Source organism: Lentzea albida, from assembly GCF_900111005.1.
Lineage (GTDB): Bacteria > Actinomycetota > Actinomycetes > Mycobacteriales > Pseudonocardiaceae > Lentzea > Lentzea albida.
The window spans coordinates 200,995-218,012 of sequence record NZ_FOFV01000001.1; the positions used below are offsets into that span (position 1 = coordinate 200,995).

Sequence of the window (17,018 nt, forward strand, 5' to 3'; positions counted from 1 at the left end):
TGTCGGGGTCCACCGGTACTGTTCCGGGCGTGGCGCTCGCTCTGTATCGCAAGTACCGTCCGGCCACGTTCTCCGAGGTCGTAGGCCAGGAGCACGTGACCGACCCGCTGCGTGTCGCGTTGTCGGCGGGCCGGGTGAACCACGCTTACCTGTTCAGCGGTCCGCGCGGCTGCGGCAAGACGTCGTCGGCGCGCATCCTCGCCCGCTCGCTCAACTGCGTGCAGGGCCCGACGCCCGACCCGTGCGGCGAGTGCAACAGCTGCATCGGCCTGGCCCCCAACGGCACCGGCAGCGTCGACGTGGTCGAGCTCGACGCGGCCTCGCACGGTGGTGTCGAAGACGCCCGGGAACTCCGCGACAAGGCCTTCTACGCGCCGGCGGAGTCCAAGTACCGCGTCTTCATCATCGACGAGGCGCACATGGTCACGACGCAGGGCTTCAACGCCCTGCTGAAGATCGTGGAGGAGCCGCCGGACCACCTGATCTTCATCTTCGCCACGACCGAGCCGGACAAGGTGCTCCCGACCATCCGCTCGCGCACGCACCACTACCCGTTCCGCCTGATCCCGCCCGGCGTCATGCGGAGCCTGCTCGAACGCAACTGCGCCGCCGAAGGCGTGGCCGTCGAGCCGTCCGTCTTCCCGCTGGTGATCCGCGCGGGCGGCGGCTCGGCCCGCGACACCCAGTCCGTCATGGACCAGCTCCTGTCCGGCGCGGGCCCGGAGGGCGTGAAGTACGAGCGCGCCATCACGCTCCTCGGCGTCACCGACTCGGCCCTGATCAACGACGTGGTCGACGGCCTCTCCGCAGGCGACGGCGCAGCGGTCTACGGCACCATCGACCGCCTGGTCGACGCGGGCCACGACCCCCGCCGCTTCGCCTCCGACCTCCTCGACAGGCTCCGCGACCTCGTCCTGCTCTGCGCGGTCCCCGACGCCGCCGACCGCAACCTGGTCAACGTCCCGGAGGACGAGCTGGCCACGATGGCGGCCCAGGCAGAACGAATCGGCCCGGCGGCCCTCACCCGCTACGCCGAGATCGTCCACCAGGGCCTGGTCGACATGCGCGGCGCCACGGCCCCCCGCCTCCTGCTGGAACTGCTCGTCTCCCGCATGCTCCTCCCGTCGGTGAGCCAGTCGGAAGCAGCACTCCTGCAACGCCTGGAACAACTCGAACGCCGCCCCCCGGCAGCGATCGGAGCGCCAGGCGAGGCGGCAGCACCCCCGGCGAACGGCCCGGTCTTCACCCGCAGGTCCCAGCAACCGGCGGAGCCGACCCCGGAACCACCCCGAGCACCGCAGCCGGCACCCGCCCAGGCCCAGGCCGTCCCGGCGCAGCCGACGGCCGCAGCCCCTGCTCAGCCACAGCCGACGGCCGCAGCCCCGGCACAAGCAGCGCCCCCGACCCCGGCACCAGTCACGCCCCCGACTCCGGCACCCGCACAGCCGGCAGCCACCCAGCAACAACCGCCCGCACCCACCGGCGCGGGTACCGGCGCCATGGACGCGACAGCGGTCCGCAGGATCTGGTCCGAACTGCTGGCAGCGGTCCGGTCGACGAGCCGCAGCACCGAGGCGATGCTGACCAACGCCGTGGTCAGCGAGGTCGACGGCAACGTGGTCACGATCACCCACACCTCGGCCCCCCTGGCCCGCCGCCTGGCGGAGACCCGCAACACCGAGGCCATCGCCACGGCGCTGTCCGCGGTGCTGGGCGGCACCTGGCAGGTCCGCTGCACCCACGGCACCCCAGGCGCCACCCAACAGGCAGCGGCCCCGGCAAAGGTGAGCCGCCCGGCCCCGGTCCGCCCGAGCCAGGCCCAGAACCAGCAGGCCCGCCCCCACCAAGCACCACCACCACAACAGCAACAAGCCCCCCGCCCACCGATGGACGACGTCCCACCGCCACCGGAACCCCCGGAGCCCGACGACCCGCTCCCGCCAGAGCCGGACGACGAAGAGGCGATGCTGGCCGAGGCCGCCCGCCCGGTGGACCAGGACGCGGTGAACGAGGCCCAGGCCAAGGACCCGGAGTCGGTCATGCTGCAACTCCTGGCCGACGAACTGGGCGCCCGCCCGCTGAAGAAGTAGCGGCCAGAGGCGATGACGGCAGCCACCGATCCGCGATGCCGAAGGCGAGCCGTCTTCAGCAAAGAGGTACCGGCGGTGGGTCCCATCACGAGTCGCGCCACAGCTCTTGCTGCACCTGAGGAGGGGTGTCAAACCGCCACGCTTTTCGGCGGTTTGACACCCCTCCTCAGGTGTGGCTCGCTCTTGGTGCGGCTTGGGATGGGACCCCACCGCCACCGCAACCAAACAAAGCAACCGGCAGCCGCTCTACGCACCAGGCGTGCCATCAACCCGCCCCCAGCGCTGGCCCCCATCTCAGATTGCCGGGGTCTGGGGCAGAGCCCCAGGGGAAGCACGCAACAGAAACAGGCCGCACGCAAAACAACCCCCGCACAAGCAGCCACCCGCACAACCCGCACCCCCACCCACCACGAAAACGCACCACCCCCCACCCCCCGTACGCTGGACAACAACCCAAGCGACACCCCACCAGAAAAGCTCACCCGAGAGGACCAGCGGTGCAACCCGGTCAGTTCGACATGCAGGCCCTGCTCCAGCAGGCCCAGAACATGCAGCAGCAGATGGCAGAAGCCCAGCAGCAGCTGGCCGAAACCGAGATCACCGGCAACGCGGGCAACGGCCTCGTCACGGCCACGGTCACCGGTGGCGGCGAGCTCGTGAACCTCGCCATCGACCCCAAGATCGTGGACCCCGAGGACGTCGACACCCTCCAGGACCTGGTGATCGCCGCCATCAAGGACGCGAACACCAAGGCGCAGCAGCTGGTGGAGCAGAAGCTCGGCCCGCTGGCGCAGGGTGGCCTCGGCGGACTGCTCGGCTAGGCACGAGAGCCGGCTGACCGACCATGTACGAGGGCCCGGTACAGGACCTGATCGACGAGCTGGGCAGGTTGCCCGGCGTCGGTCCGAAGAGCGCCCAGCGCATCGCCTTCCACCTGCTCGCCACGGAATCCGCTGACATCGAGCGGCTCCAGCAGGCGTTGCAGAAGGTGAAGGAAGGCGTTGTGTTCTGCGACGTCTGCGGCAACGTGTCCGCCGAGACCACGTGCCGCATCTGCCGCGACCCGAAGCGCGACCTCACGCTGGTCTGCGTGGTCGAGGAGCCGAAGGACGTCCAGGCGATCGAGCGCACCAGGGAGTTCCGGGGGCGCTACCACGTGCTGGGTGGTGCCCTGGACCCGCTCAGCGGGGTGGGGCCGGACCAGCTGCGGATCCGGCAGCTGCTCAACCGGATCGGGACGGCGACCGACGGGGTCGACATCTCCGAGGTCATCATCGCCACGGACCCGAACACCGAGGGCGAGGCGACGGCGACGTACCTCGTCCGGATGCTGCGGGACTTCCCGGGGCTGACCGTCACGCGGCTCGCCAGCGGGCTGCCGATGGGCGGCGACCTGGAGTTCGCGGACGAGCTCACGCTGGGGCGTGCGCTATCTGGTCGCCGGAGCATGTGAACGCACGTCCACCGCGGCTGGGTGACACGCGCCTGGTCGCGGTGGACGGACCTTCGGGTGCGGGGAAGTCGACGTTCGCCACCGAACTCGCGCAGCAAATCGACGCCCAGCTCATCAGCACCGACCACTTCGCCACGTGGGACGACCCGACGACGCGGTGGTGGCCGCGACTCGTCCAAGCGCTGCAAGCGGTCGCGCGGAACGAAGAGGGCCGCTACCGGAAAACCGACTGGTCCCAAGGCTTTCCGTGCGTCGGAGAGGGCGACGAGGTCGTCATCACTCCACGAAGGACCATCATCCTGGAGGGGTTCTCCTCGGCCAGGAAAGCGAACACCCGTCTCAGCCTCGCGATCTTCGTCGACCACGGGGACGAGCGAGCACGCCTGGAACGGGCCGTGAAACGCGACGGCGAGCACCAGCGCGAGCACTTCCTCCGTTGGCAGCAGTACGAAAGAGGCTGGTTCGCGGTCGACGAGACCAGGGCCCGAGCTGACTACGTTGTCACGTCGAGCAGTTGAGCGCGCACGACCGAGGCCTCGGGCGTCCCGATAGCGCTCAACACGTCCAGCGCGGAAGACCAGTGCGACCGGGCCGAAGAGAAGTCGCCCAGCGAAAAAGCAGCGTCGCCCGCCAGCTGCAACGCACGCCCGACCACCCAGCGGTGACCCGAGTCGGTGCCGACGGAGGCCGCGCGCAGAGCGCATTCCAAGGCGCTGGAGGCGTCTGACATGTCGAGGTGCGTGCGCCCGAGGACGAGCAACACCTCCATCTCGGCCTGGCGGAACTGCGACCGGCCCGCCTCCTCCAGCGCGGACGTGGCCATCTCCAACGCCTCGGAGAACCGGCCCGCCGCCCGGTAGGAGGACGCGAGACCGCGCCGGGCCGAGCACAGCCCCCACGAGTAGCCGGTCTCCACCGCGATCGCCAGGGCCGACGAGAACTGCTCCAGCGCCTCCGGGTAGCGGCCGGCTCCCTCCAGTGCGCGGCCGAGCAGGTTCTTGGCGTCGCACACGCTCTTGACGTTCTCCAGGTCCTGGGCGATCTGCATGGCGGCGGAGGCTTCCAGGGCCGCCTCCTCGAAACGGCCGCGCATGATCAGCGTGATCGCCATGCCCTCGTGCATGGTGTGGCCGAAGTTGCGGGCCGCCGCGCGTTCGTAGAGTTCGCTCGCGCTCATGAAGTACGACGCGCCGAGGTCGAGGTCGCCGCGCAACGCGTAGACCTCGCCCAACGCGCGCATGGAGTTCGCCTGGGTGATCCACGAGTCGATGCGCGTGCCGACCTCCAGCGCCTCCTCGAACGTCGTCGCGGCGCGGTCGAGGTGCCCGAGCTGCAGGTAGACGCCGCCGAGGTTGAACAAGGCGTTGGCCTGCACCTGGAACGCGCCGATCCGGCGCGTGATCACCAGTGCGCGCTCCAGGTGGTCAGCGGCGTGCTCCAGCTCGCCCAGGTCGATGTAGACGCTGCCCGCGTTGGACAGCACGGCGGCCTCGGCCTCGGGCAGGACGATGTGCTCCTGCAGCGCGATGGCCTGCTGGTAGTAGCCGAGCGCGTTGCGGTGCTGCCCGGTCACCCAGTACAGCGTGCCCAGCGACGACAGCATCGCGAGCTGGCCGAGCTCGTCCCGCGGCGCGCGGGCCCCCAGCAGGCCGGCCTTGGCCGTCTCGCGCCACTCCGCCGCCAGTCCCTGCGTGTAGAAGTAGCCGCGCAACGCGTCGGCCAGCTGCCACGGCGAGTTCTCCGGGTCGCGCTCGACGGCGTGCGCGACCAGGGCGACCAGGTTCGCGCGTTCCACGTCGAGCCACGTCAGGGCCTCGGTCGAGGTGCTGAACGTCCGCGGCACCACGCCGTCGAGCGGCGCCGGGCGGGGGAAGCGGAACAGCGTCGACTTCATCGCCGAGGTGGCGTTGTCGACCGAGCGCACCGCCCAGTCCACCAGCCGCCGCAATGCGAGCTTCGAGTCCGCGCGGCCCTCCTCGAACGCCAGGCGCTCGGCCGCGTAGTCGCGCAGCAGGTCGTGGAACTGGTAGCGGGACGGCGCGTGGTTCGCGATCAGGTTCGCGGTGGCGAGGCGGTCGAGCCGGCGGCGGGCGTCCTGAGTGGTCAGTCCCGACAGCGCCGCGGCCATCTCCGGCGTGAAGTCCGTGCCGGGAGCCAGGGACAGCACCCGGAACATCTGCGCGAGCTCGGGCTTCAACGCCGCGTAGGACAGGTCGAACGCCGCGTGCACCGCGACCCGTTCGTCGCCCTCCACGGCCAGCGCGGCGAGCCGGTTGCCCGCCCGGAGCTCCTCCACGTAGTCCGCGATGGACAGTTCCGGACGCGAGACGAGGTTCGCGGCTGCGATACGCAAAGCCAATGGCAGGTGCGCGCACAGGGCCGCCAGCTCGAGCGCCGCGTCCAGTTGGGACGCCACCTCGTCCGCACCCACGATGCCGGCGAGCAGCGACCGCGTCTCGGGCCAGTCGAGCACGTCGAGCCGCACGTTCGACGCCGCGTGCGAGACGGCCAGGCCGCGCAACGTGTCGCGCGAGGTCACCAGCACCGCGCACCCCGGCGACCCCGGCAGCAGCGGCCGGATCTGCTCGGCCGAGGAGGCGTTGTCCAGCAACAACAGCACGCGCTGACCGGTCAGCGTCGACCGGAACATCGCCTCCTGCTCGTCCTGGTCGAGCGGCACCTCGTCGGGCTCGGTCCCCAGCGCGCGCAGGAACCGGGGCAGCACGTCCACCGCGCTCAACGGCGGGCCGGGGGCGTATCCGCGCAGGTTGACGTACAGCTGGCCGTCCGGGAAGTCCGCGCGCATCCGGTGCGCCGCGTGCACGGCCAGCGCCGTCTTGCCCACGCCCGGCGGCCCGGCCAGCGTCACGACCGGCACGCCCTGCGCGGTCCGCAGCAACGCCACGATCAGCGAGACGGCCTCGTCGCGGCCGACGAAGTCCGGGATGTCCGCCGGGAGCTGCGACGGCACGACCCGCTCCGGCTTCACGGCGACCACGTGCCCACCGGACGACATCGGCGTCACCGCGTTGATCGACCCCGTCAGCACCTGGCTGTGCACGCGGCGCAGCTCGTCGCCGGGATCGATGCCCAGCTCGTCGCCCAGCAGCCGCGACACGCGCTGGTAGGCGGCGAGCGCCTCGCTCTGCCGGCCGGAGCGGTACAGCGCGACCATGAGCTGCGCCCAGAACCGCTCGCGCAACGGGTGGTCGCTGGTCAGGCGGGAGAGCTCGGCGACCAGCTCGCTGTGGCGGCCCAGCTCCAGGTCGACCTCGACGCGGCGTTCCAGCACGTGCAGGCGTCGTTCGTCCAGGCGGGGGACCTCGTCGCGGTGCAGGACCTCCGACGGCACGTCGACCAGGGCCGGTCCACGCCAGAGCCCCAGCGCGGCGGCGAACGCGGCCGAGGCGGCCTGCAGGTTGCCCGCCGCCCGCGCCTGCTCGCCCTGTTCGATCAGAGGTTCGAAGCGCATCAGGTCGATGGTCTTCTCGTCTATGTCGATCAGGTAACCGTCTGGAACGGTTTTGATCGGCACGGACGGGCCGAGCAGTTGTCTAAGTCTCATCACGTACGTTTGCAGAGTCGCACGCGCACGGGCCGGCGGATCCTCGCCCCAGACGTTCGCGGCGAGCTCGTCCACGGACACCGAGGTGCCCGCCCGCAACAACAGCGACACCAGCAGCGCCCGCTGCCGACCCGCTCTGACCAGCAGAGGTTCGGCATCGAGGAGAACTTGGAGGGGGCCGAGCACGCGGAACTCGACCGATCTGCTCATGCGACCTCCTCCGCGTGTCGTTGTTGTTTCTACAGCCTAAGAGAGCGTCCGACGCATCTGCCGTGCTCACGTTGGGTCAGCGGCCGTGCGCCGGACGTATCAGAATGCCTGGTCTAGTGGCCGGATCGTGACCTGAGTAACCCCGGACGGGGTATCTACAACGGTTATGGTCGGCGACCACACCGTGAGATGTGCGGATTGTCCAAGGGGTGTTTGATGGTCCACTCAGTAACGGCTCGCCGCCGTTGGGTTGCCGCGATCGGCTTCCTCAGCGTCAGCGCGCTCGCCCTGTCAGGTTGCGCGCAATCCCAGCGCGACTCCGGCGGTGGCGGCAAGGAAGGCGGCACGCTGACCTTCGGCGCCGCCGGCGCGCCGAAGCTCTTCGACCCGTTCTACGCGACTGACGGCGAGACCTTCCGGGTCGCCCGCCAGATGTACGAGGGCCTGGTCGGCTTCAAGCCGGGTACCGCCGAGGTCGAGCCCGCGCTCGCCACGAAGTACGAGCCCTCCGCGGACGGCAAGACGTGGACCTTCACCCTCAAGGAGGGCGTGAAGTTCCACGACGACACGGACTTCAACGCCGAGGCCGTCTGCTTCAACTTCGAACGCTGGTACAACCAGAAGGGCGCCGGCCAGTCCGACGCCGTCTCCCAGTACTGGCTGGACAACTTCGGCGGGTTCAAGGACACGCCGGACAAGCCCTCGCTGTACAAGTCCTGCACGGCCAAGGACGCCAAGACCGCGGTCATCGAGCTGAACGAGGTCACCTCGCAGTTCCCGTCGGTCCTCGGCTTCACGTCGTTCTCGATCTCGAGCCCGACCGCGCTGAAGCAGTACGACGCGGACAACGTCCAGGCCGCCGGTGACGCGTTCACCTACCCGGCCTACGCGAACGAGCACCCCACCGGCACGGGCCCGTTCAAGTTCGGCAAGTACGACAAGGCCAACAACACCGTGGAGCTCGTCAAGAACGACGCCTACCACGGCACGAAGGCCAAGCTGGACAAGATCGTCTTCAAGATCATCCCGGACGAGACCGCACGCAAGCAGGCGCTCAAGGCCGGCGACATCGACGGCTACGACCTGCCGAACGCGGCGGACTGGGCCGGTCTGAAGACCGACGGCTTCAACGTGGCGATCCGCCCGGCGTTCAACGTGTTCTACCTGGGCATCAACCAGAAGAACAACCCGAAGCTCGCCGACCTCAAGGTCCGCCAGGCCCTGATGTACGCGATCAACCGCGAGCAGCTCGTCAAGTCGCAGCTGCCCGAGGGCGCCAAGGTCGCGACGCAGTTCATGCCGGACACCGTCAACGGCTACAACAAGGACATCAAGGCCGTCGGCTACGACGCCGCCAAGGCCAAGTCCCTGCTCGCCGAGGCCGGTGCCACCGACCTGACGCTGAAGTTCTACTGGCCGTCCGAGGTCACGCGTCCGTACATGCCGTCGCCGAAGGACCTGTTCGGCGCGATCTCCGGTGACCTGCAGGCCGCCGGCATCAAGCTCGAGGTCGTCACGAAGCCGTGGAACGGCGGCTACCTGACCGACGTCGACAACGGCATCCCGGACCTGTTCCTCCTGGGCTGGACCGGTGACAACGGCACCGCGCACAACTGGGTCGGCACGTTCTTCGGCCGCACCGACAACCGCTTCAACACCGGTGTGTCCCCGTGGGGCAAGACCCTCGCGGACGCTCTCGCCAAGGCCAACTCCGAGCCGAACGAGGGTGAGCGCACCAAGCAGTACGAAGAGATCAACAAGAAGATCATGGACGAGTACCTGCCCGCGATCCCGATCTCGCACTCCCCGCCCGCTCTGGTGTTCAAGTCGGACGTCAAGGGTGTCGTCCCGAGCCCGTTGACCGACGAGAAGTTCGGCCCGGCCTCGAAGGGCTGACCGAACCCGGTGCCGCGACCGGCGACCTCCGCCGCGTCTTCCGGCGCTCAGCGAGGCGCCTCACGGCACCGGCCCCTCGCCCACGGCCGAAACTCGGCTGAGGGCGAGGGGCCGCACTGCGATCCACCCGTCTGACCGCCGGAACACGGGGCGAACACCGCCGATCGCGGGACCGCCTCCCACCACAAAGAGAACCTCGGGGTAGCTCAAGTGCTCCGCTACACCATTCGACGGCTGGTCCAGCTGGTCGGTGTGGTGCTGGTGCTCTCGATGTTGCTCTTCGCGTGGTTGCGACTCCTTCCGGGAGGGCCGGTCTCGGCCCTCCTGGGAGAACGCGCCACGCCGGAGTCGCGCGAAGCCCTCACCAAGCAGCTCGGCCTCGACCAGCCGATCTTCGTCCAGTACTTCAAGTTCCTCGGTCGCGCGGCGACCGGTGACTTCGGCGTCTCCACCGGTGTCCAGCCCGGTGACTCGGCGCTCGAGATCTTCCTCCAGCGGTTCCCCGCGACGATCGAGCTCAGCTTCTTCGCGATCCTGATCGCGATCGCGGTCGGCGTCCCGCTCGGCTACCTCGCCGCGAAGCGCCGCGGCGGCTGGTTCGACAACCTCAGCGTCATCGGTTCGCTGATCGGCGTCGCCGTGCCGGTGTTCTTCCTGGCCTACCTGCTCAAGGACGTGGCGTCGTCGGCGCTCGGCCTTCCGTCGCAGGGCCGCCAGGACGCCATCGACGCCACGCGCGTCACCGGCTTCTTCACGCTCGACGGCCTGATCACCGGTGAGTTCGACGCGACGCTGAACGCGCTGGAACACCTGATCCTGCCGGCGATCGCGCTCGCGACGATCCCGTTCGCGGTGATCTTCCGGATCACCCGTGCGGCCGTCCTCGACGTGCTCGACGAGGACTTCGTGCGCACCGCCGAGTCCAAGGGCCTCACCGCCCCGGTGATCCGCCGCCGCCACGTGCTGCGCAACGCGATGCTCCCGGTCGTCACGACGATCGGTCTGCAGACCGGTGCGCTGCTCTCCGGCGCCGTGCTCACCGAGAAGGTGTTCTCGTTCGCCGGTGTCGGCCAGGCGCTCGCCATCGGGTTCGAACGGCGTGACTACCCGGTGCTGCTGTTGTTGATCATCATGGCCACGATCGTCTACGTCGTGGTGAACCTGCTGGTCGACCTCTCGTACGCGCTCATCGACCCGCGCATCAGGACGAGGTGAGCGCAGTGGCACTCGGAGTCTCCAAGAAGGAAAAGATCGACGGCCTCGCCGAGTCCGCGGGCGTCTCGCTCGCGGCCAGCGCGTGGAAGCGGCTGCGTCGCAGCCCGGTGTTCCTCATCGGTGCGACGATCATCGGCATCTTCGTGGTGCTGTCGCTGCTGTCCCCGTGGCTCGCGCCGCAGGACCCGTCCGTCCCGATGCTGATCGACCAGGTCGTCAAGGCGCGCAACGAGATCCCGCCGCCCCAGCCCGGTCACCTGCTCGGTGGCGACCTGCAGGGCCGCGACTTCTTCTCGCGCCTGCTCGTCGGCTCGCAGCAGACGCTCATCGTCGGGGTCGGCGCCACGATCATCGGCCTCGCCGGTGGACTGATCCTCGGCACGCTCGCGGGCGCGCTCGGCGGATGGGTCGACTCGGTCGTCATGCGCATCGTCGACGTCATGCTCTCGCTGCCGTCGCTGCTGCTGGCGTTCTCGATCGCGGCGATGTTCGCGCGGCCCAGCCAGTTCACGGTGATCCTCGCGGTCTCGATCGTGCAGATCCCCGTGTTCGCGCGCCTGCTCAGAGGTTCGATGCTGGCGCAACGGCACAGCGACCACGTGCTCGCGGCCACGGCGCTCGGCGTGAAGAAGGGCGCGATCGTGTTCCGGCACATGCTGCCGAACTCGCTCAGCCCGGTGATCGTCCAGTCGACGCTCGTGCTGGCCACCGCGATCATCGAGGCGGCCGCGCTGTCGTTCCTCGGCCTCGGCAACCCGGACGACCGGCTGCCGGAGTGGGGGCAGATGCTCGGTGACGTGCAGAACGTCTTCGACACGCACCCGCACCTCGCCGCGTGGCCCGCGGTCTGCATCATCGTCGTCGCGCTCGGCTTCACCCTCATGGGCGAGACGCTGCGCGAAGCCCTCGACCCGAAGAACAGGCGGTGAGTCGTCGTGGCACTGCTCGAAGTACGTGACCTCTCCGTCGTGTTCCAGCGCAAGGGCGAAGCCCCGTTCCACGCGGTCGACGGCGTCAGCTTCGACGTCGAACCCGGCCAGACGGTCGGGCTCGTCGGCGAGTCCGGCTGCGGCAAGTCCGTGACGTCGCTCGCGATCATGGGCCTGCTGCCCAAGCGCGGCGCCAAGGTCACCGGCAGCGTGACCTACGACGGCACGGACCTGCTGAAGCTCTCCGACAAGCAGATGCGCGACAAGCGCGGCAGCGAGCTCGGCATGGTCTTCCAGGACCCGCTGTCCTCGCTCAACCCCGTCGTCCCGATCGGCCTGCAGGTCACCGAGGTGCTCGAACGGCACCGCGGCATGCCCCGCAAGGAGGCCATGATCGAGGCGAAGGACCTGCTCGACAAGGTCGGCATCCCGGACCCGAACCGGCGGCTCAAGGAGTACCCGCACCAGCTCTCCGGCGGCATGCGGCAGCGTGCGCTCATCGCGATCGCGCTGGCGTGCCGGCCGAAGCTGCTGATCGCGGACGAGCCGACGACGGCGCTGGACGTGACCATCCAGGCCCAGATCCTGTCGCTGATGAAGGAACTGGTGCAGGACCTCGGCACCGCGCTCGTGATGATCACCCACGACCTGGGTGTCGTCGCCGGCCTGTGCGACGAGGTCAACGTGCTGTACGGCGGCAAGGTGGTCGAGAAGGCCATGCGGCACAAGCTCTTCGCCGAGCCGCGCCACCCGTACACGCACGGCCTGCTCGCGTCCATCCCGCGGCTCGACGCCCCGCGCGGCGAGAAGCTGACGCCCATCAAGGGGTCCGTCGCGGACAACATCCCGTGGACGAGCGCCTGCGCGTTCGCCCCGCGTTGCCCGAACGCGCTGGACGTGTGCCGCGCGGAGACGCCCGCGGAGGTCGACAAGCTGGGACGCCTGCTCCGCTGCCACAACCCGGTGGTGCCGGGAACTCCCGCCGCCGAGGAGGTGCCGGTATGAGCGAGACCCTGGTTTCCGTGCAGGACATGAAGGTGCACTTCCCGATCAAGCGGGGCGTGTTCTTCGACCGGACCGTCGGCTACGTCTACGCGGTCGACGGCGTCGACCTCGAGATCAAGCGCGGCGAGACCTACGGCCTCGTCGGCGAGTCGGGCTGCGGCAAGTCCACCCTCGGGCGGGCGATGCTGCGGCTCAACGAGCCGACCGACGGCAAGATGGTCTTCGACGGGCAGGACTTCTCGACCCTGCAGGGCGAGGAGCTGCGCAAGATGCGGCGCCGGATCCAGATGGTGTTCCAGGACCCGCTGTCCTCGCTCGACCCGCGCCAGTCCGTGGAGTCGATCCTGGTCGAGGGCCTGCGGGCGCACGGTCTGGACGAGGGCAAGGAGTCGACGGCCAAGCGGCTGCGCGAACTGCTCGCGGCCGTCGGTCTGCCCGCCTCCGCGCTGCGCAAGTACCCGCACGAGTTCTCGGGCGGTCAGCGGCAGCGCATCGGCATCGCCCGTGCCCTGGCGCTCAACCCGGACCTGATCGTCGCCGACGAGCCGGTGTCCGCGCTCGACGTGTCGGTGCAGGCCCAGGTCGTGAACCTGCTGGAGGAGCTCCAGGAGAAGTTCGGCCTGACCTACCTGGTGATCGCGCACGACCTCGCCGTCGTGAAGCACATCTCCGACCGGGTCGGCGTGATGTACCTCGGCGGCCTGGTCGAGGAGGCCACCTCCGAGGACCTCTACGACGAACCGCTGCACCCGTACACGCGGGCGCTGCTGTCGGCGATCCCGGTGCCCGACCCCCAGGTCGAGGACCGGCGCGAACGGATCCTGCTCGCGGGTGACCTCCCGTCGCCCGCGAACCCGCCGAGCGGCTGCCGGTTCCACACCCGGTGCCCGTGGCGGCAGGAGACGAAGTGCGACACCGAACGCCCGGCGCTGCGCGAGCTCAAGCCGGGTCACAAGGTGGCGTGCCACTGGGCCGAGCAGATCCGCTCCGGCGAGATCCAGCCGCACGAGGTGAAGCCGGTCCTGGTGGAGGAGGGTGACGGCCTGTCGCCCGACGTCCCGCTGGTGGGACCGGCGTCCGTCACCGAGGCGCTGAACCCGTAGTTCCTGTTCTCCCGGCCGGGGCCACCTTTCGAGGTGGCCCCGTTCGTTTCTCCAGGGTCGTGCGCTGTCCTCGGTGGATGGACAGTCGTGGCTCGATCCTGTTGAGAGCGGCCGAGATCGCCTCGGTCGACGGCCTGGAGGGCGTCACCATCGGGCGGCTCGCGGTCGAGCTCGGCATGAGCAAGAGCGGGGTGTTCTCGCACTTCGGCGCCAAGGAGGAGCTGCAGATCTCGACCGTCCACGCGGCCGCGGAGATCTTCGCGCGCGAGGTCGTGATCGCCGGCGGTTCGGTGCTCGACCTGGCCGGGCGCTGGCTCGACTACTCGAAGCGCCGCGTGTTCCCCGGCGGCTGCTTCTTCGTCGTGACCCGCTCGGAGTTCGCGGCCCGCCCCGGCCGCGTGCGGGACGCGTTGATGCTCTTCAACCTGCGCTGGATCTCACTGCTGGAACAGCTCTGCGGCGACGCCCAGATGGCGTTCGAGGTGGACGCCCTGCTGGCGGCCGCGGACCGGTTCGCGGTGCTCTACGACGACGCCTCGGCGTACGAGAGAGTGCGGTTGGCATTGCGCGCACGGATCGCCATGCCGACCGGCACCGAGATGAGCGTGGCCACGCCGAAGGACAGCAGCATGGCGAGCCACGCCTCGTCGACGAGCTGGCCGCCGATGTAGCCGACGGTGGCGGGGTAGAGGCTCCACAGCGCCGACCCGATCGCCGCGACCGGCACGAACCGCTTGAAGGGCCACTTCAGCGCCCCGGTCAGCAACGCCCCGACGATGCCGCCGGCGGGCAGGAACCGCGCCGCGATGAGGATGGTCTCGCCCTTCGACGCGAGCTGGTCGGCCGTCCACACGACCATCGCCCGCGCCTTGGCGTTCCTGTTGACCTTGTCGAGGGCCCGCATCCCCATCCGGCGCCCCGCGGTGAAGTTGATCAGGTCGCTGAGCAGGCAGCCGGCCGCGGCGACGGCCACGACCAGGTACAGCGGCACCTCACCGGACGCGGCCAGGACACCGGCGCCGATGAGCACGGCCTCCGTCGGTGCCAGCGGCACGACGGCGACCAGGAACAGCACTACGAGGCTGGCTGCGGTGCTCATGATCGGTGAACGTACGTGAGCCAGGTGAACAATCCCGACCTGGGTGTTTCTTCAGCGCGTCCACAGGTATCGAGTTGATCTACGCTGGTCAGGTGCCGTTCACGCTCGCGCATCCGGCCGCGGTGTTGCCGTTGCGCCGGCGGCTCTGGTTCCCGGGACTGGTGGCGGGGGCCGTCGCGCCCGACGTGGGCTACTACCTGCCGGTGCTGCCGACCCACGACGTGCTGGGAGGATCGCTCGCCGCCGTGGCGTTGTTGCTCGTCGGGCGGTTGTCGCTGCCTTCGCTGATGGCGCTGGCGCCGGCGTTCGTGCGGGTGAGGGTGTCGCGTCCGGGAGATTTCGGCCGGCCGTTGGTGCGCGCGTCGTCTGTTGTGGTGGGAGTGCTCACCCACCTGCTGTGGGACGCCTTCACGCAGACCGACGGGTGGTTCGTGCAGCAGTGGGACTGGTTGGACGTCCCCGTCATCGGACCTCACCGGCTCTACAACGTGATCGGGTACGTGTCGTCGGCCGGCGGCATGGCCCTGCTGGCCTGGACGGCGGTCCGCTGTCCGAAAGGGCAGGACTGGCCGGCTCGCGCCGGGGCTTCGCGGTACTGGTTCTGGACCCTCGTCGGGGTGGCCGTGGTGGCGGGCGCCATCTGGTCGTTGTCCGACCCGGTCAGCCAAGTCAGCGACTACGACTGGGTCCGGCGGCTGCTGCTGGGTGTGATCCAGGGCCTGTGCGCCGGGCTGGGCCTGCACGCCGTTCTGTGGCACCTCGGGCAGTCGCGTCGTTGACCGGTCTCTCCGGCCGCCGTTAACGTCCGAACTCAATTGGAAAGCTTGTTAACCAATCCTTCGAGCCGCCGCCTTTGCCCAGGAGGAACGAAGTGATCAAAAAGCACACCAGGACCGGTGTCGCGATAGCCCTGCTCGCGCTCGTGGTCCCCCAGATCGCGGCGTCCGGCACGGCCAACGCCGCCGACTCCCTGCTGTCCGCCGGCAAACCCACCACCGTGTCGTCCGTCGAAGCCGAGACGTTCGGCGGCGCCAACGCCGTCGACGGCGACCCCGCCACCCGCTGGGCGAGCCTCGAGGGCGTCGACCCGCAGTGGATCGCCGTCGACCTCGGCGGGAACGCGACCATCTCCAAGGTGAAGATCAACTGGGAGGCCGCGTACGCCTCCGAGTACAAGATCCAGACGTCGGCCGACGGCTCGTCGTGGAGCACGAAGAAGACCCTCACCGGGCAGAACGGCGGCACCGACGAGACGTCGTTGACGGCGACCGGCCGGTTCGTGCGGATCTACGGCACCAAGCGCGGCACGACCTACGGTTACTCGATCTTCGACCTGGAGGTCTGGGGCAGCGTCGCGAACGGCGACACCACCGCGCCGAGTGCGCCCGGTGGTCTCACGAGCACGGGGACCACGTCGAACTCGGTCAGTCTGCAGTGGACGGCCGCGACCGACAACGTCGGCGTGACCGGGTACGAGGTGCTGCGCAACGGCAGCGTGGTCGGCACCCCGGCCGGGACGACGTTCACCGACACCGGGCTCGCGTCGGGCACGCAGTTCACCTACACCGTCAAGGCGCGTGACGCGGCCGGCAACCTCGGTCCGGCGAGCAACGCGGTGCAGGCCACCACCAAGCCCGCCGCTCCCGGCGAGAACATCACCGTCGTCGTGGCCGGCGACATCGCGTCGCTGACCAACAGCGAGCACTACGAGACGGCGAAGCTGATCGACCAGATCAAGCCGAACCACATCCTCACGGTCGGCGACAACCAGTACGACAGCGGCACGCTCGCCGAGTTCAAGGCGCACTACGACAAGTCGTGGGGCAAGTACAAGAGCATCACCCACCCCGCGACGGGCAACCACGAGTGGGAGGACAACCTCAACGGTTACAAGTCGTACTTCGGGGCCCAGGCCTACCCGCAGGGCAAGCCGTACTACAGCTGGGACGCGGGTGACTTCCACTTCGTGTCGTTCGACTCGCAGAAGCTCTACGACACCGGCAGCGACTCCACGCAGCTGAACTGGCTCAAGGCCGACCTGGCCGCGAACACCAAGTCGTGCGTCGTCGGCTACTGGCACCACCCGCGGTTCAACTCGGGCCAGTACGGCGACAAGTCCGTGATGTCCCCGCTGTGGAACGCCTTCGCGGACGCCAAGTCCGATCTGATCTTCAACGGTCACGACCACCACTACGAGCGGTTGAAGCCGCTGAGCAAGAGCGGCTCGGTGGACGAGGCGAACGGCATGCGCGCCGCGATCGTCGGCATCGGCGGTGACTACCTCTACCAGGACGTCAAGCCGCGCACCGGGGTCGAGAACTGGTTCGCGGACAGCCACGGCGTCCTGAAGCTCACCCTGTCCGGCCGCTCCTACTCGTGGGAGGTCATCGACACGGCGGGCAAGGTGCGCGACAAGGCCGGTCCTTACAACTGCCGTTAGCCCGGAGGTCGTT

The 17,018-nt window shown here is 69.3% G+C and carries 13 protein-coding genes and 1 pseudogene; 12 read left to right on the forward strand and 2 right to left on the reverse strand.

Annotated elements, in window-relative coordinates:
- Positions 1–29: 29 nt before the first annotated feature.
- The 4 genes from BMY74_RS01045 to BMY74_RS01060 all read left to right on the forward strand — a co-directional run bounded on the left by BMY74_RS01045 (position 30) and on the right by BMY74_RS01060 (position 4,061).
- Complete coding sequence (locus BMY74_RS01045) at positions 30–2,090, forward strand: DNA polymerase III subunit gamma and tau (RefSeq protein WP_089907971.1); 2,061 nt, start codon at positions 30–32, stop codon at positions 2,088–2,090.
- Positions 2,091–2,608: 518 nt separating this feature from the next.
- Entirely contained in the window at positions 2,609–2,911 is a 303-nt protein-coding gene (locus BMY74_RS01050) for a YbaB/EbfC family nucleoid-associated protein (protein WP_177229572.1), read from the forward strand.
- Positions 2,912–2,934: 23 nt separating this feature from the next.
- The gene (gene recR / locus BMY74_RS01055) at positions 2,935–3,543 is read left to right on the forward strand and encodes a recombination mediator RecR (RefSeq protein WP_089907976.1); all 609 of its coding nucleotides are present in this window, start codon (positions 2,935–2,937) and stop codon (positions 3,541–3,543) included.
- Complete coding sequence (locus tag BMY74_RS01060; protein WP_245785819.1) at positions 3,540–4,061, forward strand: uridine kinase family protein; 522 nt, start codon at positions 3,540–3,542, stop codon at positions 4,059–4,061. Before recR ends, BMY74_RS01060 begins: the two co-directional genes overlap by 4 nt.
- Here the strand turns inward: BMY74_RS01060 and BMY74_RS01065 are convergent.
- Entirely contained in the window at positions 4,037–7,318 is a 3,282-nt protein-coding gene (locus BMY74_RS01065) for an AfsR/SARP family transcriptional regulator (RefSeq protein ID WP_089907979.1), read from the reverse strand. The two genes, BMY74_RS01060 and BMY74_RS01065, sit on opposite strands and share 25 nt — an antisense overlap.
- Positions 7,319–7,534: 216 nt before the next feature.
- Between BMY74_RS01065 and BMY74_RS01070 the strand changes: the two genes are divergently transcribed.
- The 6 genes from BMY74_RS01070 (at position 7,535) to BMY74_RS01095 (ending at position 14,137) form a co-directional block, all read left to right on the forward strand.
- The gene (locus BMY74_RS01070; RefSeq protein WP_089907982.1) at positions 7,535–9,214 is read left to right on the forward strand and encodes an ABC transporter substrate-binding protein; all 1,680 of its coding nucleotides are present in this window, start codon (positions 7,535–7,537) and stop codon (positions 9,212–9,214) included.
- Positions 9,215–9,424: 210 nt separating this feature from the next.
- Entirely contained in the window at positions 9,425–10,429 is a 1,005-nt protein-coding gene (locus tag BMY74_RS01075; RefSeq protein WP_089907985.1) for an ABC transporter permease, read from the forward strand.
- 5 nt (positions 10,430–10,434) lie between these two features.
- The gene (locus BMY74_RS01080; protein ID WP_177229515.1) at positions 10,435–11,358 is read left to right on the forward strand and encodes an ABC transporter permease; all 924 of its coding nucleotides are present in this window, start codon (positions 10,435–10,437) and stop codon (positions 11,356–11,358) included.
- A gap of 6 nt (positions 11,359–11,364) precedes the next feature.
- Positions 11,365–12,363: an ABC transporter ATP-binding protein gene (locus BMY74_RS01085; protein ID WP_089907991.1), complete on the forward strand. Its 999-nt coding sequence runs from the start codon at positions 11,365–11,367 to the stop codon at positions 12,361–12,363.
- Entirely contained in the window at positions 12,360–13,466 is a 1,107-nt protein-coding gene (locus BMY74_RS01090) for an ABC transporter ATP-binding protein (RefSeq protein ID WP_089907994.1), read from the forward strand. The genes BMY74_RS01085 and BMY74_RS01090 overlap by 4 nt, the downstream gene beginning before the upstream one ends.
- 77 nt (positions 13,467–13,543) lie before the next feature.
- On the forward strand, positions 13,544–14,137 hold the full coding sequence (locus BMY74_RS01095; RefSeq protein WP_089907998.1) for a TetR/AcrR family transcriptional regulator: 594 nt from the start codon (positions 13,544–13,546) through the stop codon (positions 14,135–14,137).
- A 56-nt stretch (positions 14,138–14,193) separates the two neighbouring features.
- On the opposite strand, the pseudogene BMY74_RS01100 reads toward BMY74_RS01095, so the two are convergent.
- A pseudogene (locus BMY74_RS01100) lies at positions 14,194–14,565 on the reverse strand (DedA family protein); the annotation flags it as partial.
- Between the two features lie 92 nt (positions 14,566–14,657).
- On the opposite strand from BMY74_RS01100, the gene BMY74_RS01105 reads away from it, so the two are divergent.
- Both BMY74_RS01105 and BMY74_RS01110 read left to right on the forward strand, forming a co-directional pair.
- The gene (locus BMY74_RS01105) at positions 14,658–15,344 is read left to right on the forward strand and encodes a DUF4184 family protein (RefSeq protein WP_177229516.1); all 687 of its coding nucleotides are present in this window, start codon (positions 14,658–14,660) and stop codon (positions 15,342–15,344) included.
- Between the two features lie 92 nt (positions 15,345–15,436).
- On the forward strand, positions 15,437–17,005 hold the full coding sequence (locus BMY74_RS01110) for a discoidin domain-containing protein (RefSeq protein ID WP_342716564.1): 1,569 nt from the start codon (positions 15,437–15,439) through the stop codon (positions 17,003–17,005).
- The last annotated feature ends 13 nt before the right edge of the window (positions 17,006–17,018 follow it).

Coding starts and splice junctions, on each gene's coding strand:
- BMY74_RS01070 (WP_089907982.1), top strand. CDS start 7,535: ATGGTCCACTCAGTAACGGCTCGCCGCCGTTGGGTTGCCGCGATCGGC.
- BMY74_RS01050 (WP_177229572.1), top strand. CDS start 2,609: ATGCAGGCCCTGCTCCAGCAGGCCCAGAACATGCAGCAGCAGATGGCA.
- BMY74_RS01065 (WP_089907979.1), bottom strand. CDS start 7,318: ATGAGCAGATCGGTCGAGTTCCGCGTGCTCGGCCCCCTCCAAGTTCTC.
- BMY74_RS01095 (WP_089907998.1), top strand. CDS start 13,544: ATGGACAGTCGTGGCTCGATCCTGTTGAGAGCGGCCGAGATCGCCTCG.
- recR (WP_089907976.1), top strand. CDS start 2,935: ATGTACGAGGGCCCGGTACAGGACCTGATCGACGAGCTGGGCAGGTTG.
- BMY74_RS01090 (WP_089907994.1), top strand. CDS start 12,360: ATGAGCGAGACCCTGGTTTCCGTGCAGGACATGAAGGTGCACTTCCCG.